Source organism: uncultured Sphingomonas sp., from assembly GCF_946477935.1.
GTDB lineage: Bacteria > Pseudomonadota > Alphaproteobacteria > Sphingomonadales > Sphingomonadaceae > Sphingomonas.
This window is the reverse complement of the sequence record NZ_CAMLAC010000325.1, coordinates 1-3,063: the sequence shown is the minus strand read 5'-3', so window position 1 is coordinate 3,063 and position 3,063 is coordinate 1. Positions and strand designations below refer to the sequence as shown.

5 protein-coding genes are annotated in these 3,063 nt (G+C 67.9%); 1 reads left to right on the top strand and 4 read right to left on the bottom strand.

Annotated features, from left to right (window positions below):
* Both trpD and Q0U08_RS19320 read right to left on the bottom strand, forming a co-directional pair.
* Positions 1-619, bottom strand: a 619-nt coding sequence (gene trpD, locus Q0U08_RS19325; RefSeq protein ID WP_298093398.1) for an anthranilate phosphoribosyltransferase, incomplete at its 3' end; no start/stop codon positions are given.
* Positions 616-1,212 carry an aminodeoxychorismate/anthranilate synthase component II gene (locus Q0U08_RS19320; RefSeq protein WP_298093396.1) on the bottom strand — a complete coding sequence of 199 codons (597 nt, stop codon included), beginning with the start codon at positions 1,210-1,212 and terminating at the stop codon, positions 616-618. The genes Q0U08_RS19320 and trpD, both read right to left, overlap by 4 nt.
* A 145-nt stretch (positions 1,213-1,357) precedes the next feature.
* Here Q0U08_RS19320 and Q0U08_RS19315 point away from each other — a divergent pair, with 145 nt between their 5' ends.
* Positions 1,358-1,795 (top strand): hypothetical protein, encoded by a 438-nt coding sequence (locus tag Q0U08_RS19315; RefSeq protein ID WP_298093395.1) that lies wholly within the window; start codon positions 1,358-1,360, stop codon positions 1,793-1,795.
* A gap of 51 nt (positions 1,796-1,846) precedes the next feature.
* Here Q0U08_RS19315 and Q0U08_RS19310 read toward each other — a convergent pair whose 3' ends face one another.
* Both Q0U08_RS19310 and Q0U08_RS19305 read right to left on the bottom strand, forming a co-directional pair.
* The gene (locus tag Q0U08_RS19310; protein ID WP_298093394.1) at positions 1,847-2,308 is read right to left on the bottom strand and encodes an SAM-dependent methyltransferase; all 462 of its coding nucleotides are present in this window, start codon (positions 2,306-2,308) and stop codon (positions 1,847-1,849) included.
* 31 nt (positions 2,309-2,339) lie between these two features.
* Positions 2,340-3,063 (bottom strand): anthranilate synthase component I family protein (locus tag Q0U08_RS19305; protein ID WP_298093392.1); only part of this gene is annotated, 724 nt, incomplete at its 5' end.

The window sequence follows — 3,063 nt, the reverse complement described above, 5'->3', positions numbered from 1 at the left end:
GGTTCAGCGCTTCCGCATAGAGCGGAGCGTAATCGGGGCGGGCGATGCCGATCAACTGGCGGGTGACGTGCGCAGGATTGGCAAGCGGACCCATCAGGTTGAAGATGGTGCGGCGCCCGATCGCGCGGCGGATCGGCGTGATGCGCTTCATCGCCGGATGATGGTTGGCCGCGAACAGGAACGCGATGCCGAGATCGGCGAGGCTCGCCTCGGCCACCGCGCCGGCACGGTCCATATCGAGGCCGAGCGCCTCCAGCGTGTCGGCGGCGCCGGCCTTGGACGAGGCGGCGCGGTTGCCGTGCTTGGCGACGGGGACGCCAAGGGCGGCGACGACCAGCGCCACCGCGGTCGAGACGTTGAGCGTGTGGTGGCCATCGCCGCCGGTGCCGCAGACGTCGACGGTGCCCGGTGGCGCGTGGATCGGGATGACGCGTTCGCGCAAGGCACGGGCGGCCTCGGCGATCTCGATCGCGGTTTCGCCGCGGTCGGTGAGGCCGATGAGGAAGGCGGCGATCGCCGGTTCGGTGGCACGGCCGTCCAGGATGTCGGCAAAGGCGAGGCGGGCCGATTCGCGCGACAGGGGCGAGGCAGTGTCGGGGAGCAGGGAAAGCGTGGTCATGCCGCGAGGTGCGCGGGCATGCGATAGGCGATCCCGGCCTCCGCCAAGAAATTGGCGAGCATGGCGTGGCCGTGTTCGGTGGCGATGCTCTCAGGATGGAACTGGACGCTGTGGATCGGCAGATGCGCGTGGCGGAAGCCCATCACGGCGCCGTCCTGGGCGCGTGCGTTGACGATCAGGCTGTCCGGCACGTCGTTGACGATCAACGAATGATAGCGCGTCGCGGTAAACGGCGAGGGCAGCCCGGCGAACATGCCGGAGCCGTCATGCAGCACGGGCGAGGTCTTGCCGTGCATCAGGCCGCCACGCTCCACCTTGCCCCCGAAATGCTGGCCGATCGCCTGATGCCCCAGACATACGCCGAGCAGCGGGCGGCCGGCATCGGCACAGGCCGCGACGAGGTCGAGGCTGACGCCCGCCTCCGTCGGCGTGCAGGGGCCGGGCGAGATCAGAAAGGCGCTGGCGCCCGATGACAGCGCCTGGCCCGCCGAGATGGCGTCGTTGCGCACCACCTCCACCTCGGTCCCCAATTCCTGAAGATAGTGGACGAGGTTCCAGGTAAAGCTGTCGTAATTGTCGACGACGAGGATCATGGTCGCCGCCATAGACGCGTGTCACGATGTTGCAAAGCGCCGACACATGGCGGCAATCCCGCGCCGTTACGATCGAGGCCGCGCGGTTCAGCGTGGAGCCATGCGCCGCGCCCGACGTTGTTCCTGTTTAAAGGAGAGTTAGCTCATGTTTCGCCCTTTGTTGATCGCCGCGCTGATCGCCTCGCCGGTTCCGGCCTTTGCGCAGACCCAGGCCGCCGCCGATCAGCAGGCCGAGACCGGGCAGCCGCCCAAGCGCGTGCGCAGCGTGACCCTGACCGGCGACCAGAAATGCCCGCAAAGCACCGCGGACGAAGTGGTGGTGTGCGGCCGCGACGACGAGCCGTTCCGCATCCCCAAGGGCCTGCGCGACGACCAGCCGATCGCGGCGCAGAACCAGAGCTGGGTGAACCGGGCAGCGGTGGCCGACCGGGTCGGGCGGACGGCGGCGGGCTTGCCGGATACCTGCTCGCCGGTCGGATCGGGTGGGCAGACGGGCTGCGCGCTGACCTGGAACCGCGATTATGCGGCGCAGCGCCGGGCGGACCGGGCGGCGGAACGTGCGGTGCCGGGCGGAGAGGAATAAGGGACGTGCCCTCGCCTGCTGACTCCCGCGAGTGGGCAGGCGACGGCGAGATCACCAATATCTGCTCATTAACTCCGACGCCCAATCCGGTTGTTGAACGCTTTGACGGGGCAAGAACTCACGCATCACCGGCTTGATATCGATGACCGGTGTCCCGTCGATCGCGTCGAGCCCTTCGACATGGAGGTGTGTGGCTTCCACCGCCACGATCTTGCAGACTGTAACGCCCAAGCGATTGGGGCGGTTCTTGCCACGTTGTGCGAAGATGCCGGTTATAGGCCAATCGCTTCGATTGCGAGGGTGGCGCGCGCCCGTTTCCACCGCGGAGACCTGCACCCTGTCAAAAAGGAACAGGACTTCGACGTGGCTGAACGCATCGAGGCCGAGCATGGCGTCGGGTCCGAAGCGAGCGACGTCCAGCATGATGGTGGCGCGTATGTCGCCCCATTGATCGTCACGAGGATCGGGTCTTTCCGAACGGACGTATCCGATCGGTTCGATGACATATTCCATCCTTCCCCCCTCGTCGGCGGTGTTCTGTCGCCTACTGCCCGAAGCTGCTCTCTCCCGCGCGGGTAACCGCCTCGCGCGCGGCGGCGAGGATGGCGCCGGCCTTGGCCTCGCATTCGCGTTGTTCGTAGGCGGGGTCGGAATCGGCGACGATGCCGGCGCCGGCCTGGACGTGGATCGTGCCGTCCTTCACCACCGCGGTGCGCAGCACGATGCAGCTATCCATCGACCCGTCCGGTGAGAAATAGCCGACGCCGCCGGCATAGGCGCCGCGGCGTTCGGGCTCCAGTTCGGCGATGATCTGGCAGGCGCGGACCTTGGGTGCGCCGCTGACCGTGCCGGCCGGGAAGCCGGCGAACAGCGCGTCGAGCGCATCCTTTTCGGGTGCCAGCGTGCCCACCACGTTCGACACGATGTGCATGACGTGGCTGTAGAGTTCGACGGTGTAGCTGTCCGTCACGCGGACGCTGCCCGGTGCCGAGGCGCGGCCGGTGTCGTTCCGGCCGAGGTCGAGCAGCATCAGATGCTCGGCGCGCTCCTTGGGATCGGCGAGCAGGCTGGTGCGGTTCGCCTCGTCCTCCGCGGCGGTCTTGCCGCGGGGGCGGGTGCCGGCGATCGGGCGGATCGTCACCTCGCCGTCGCGGACGCGAACCAGGATTTCCGGGCTCGATCCGATCAGGGCGAAACCGGGGAGGTCGAGATGGTAGAGAAAGGGGGAGGGGTTGATGCGCCGCAGGCTGCGGTAGAGTTCGAAGGGG

Excerpts from the sequence above, each read along its gene's own strand:
- Q0U08_RS19320 (WP_298093396.1), bottom strand. The coding sequence starts at position 1,212 with ATGATCCTCGTCGTCGACAATTACGACAGCTTTACCTGGAACCTCGTC.
- Q0U08_RS19315 (WP_298093395.1), top strand. The coding sequence starts at position 1,358 with ATGTTTCGCCCTTTGTTGATCGCCGCGCTGATCGCCTCGCCGGTTCCG.
- Q0U08_RS19310 (WP_298093394.1), bottom strand. The coding sequence starts at position 2,308 with ATGGAATATGTCATCGAACCGATCGGATACGTCCGTTCGGAAAGACCC.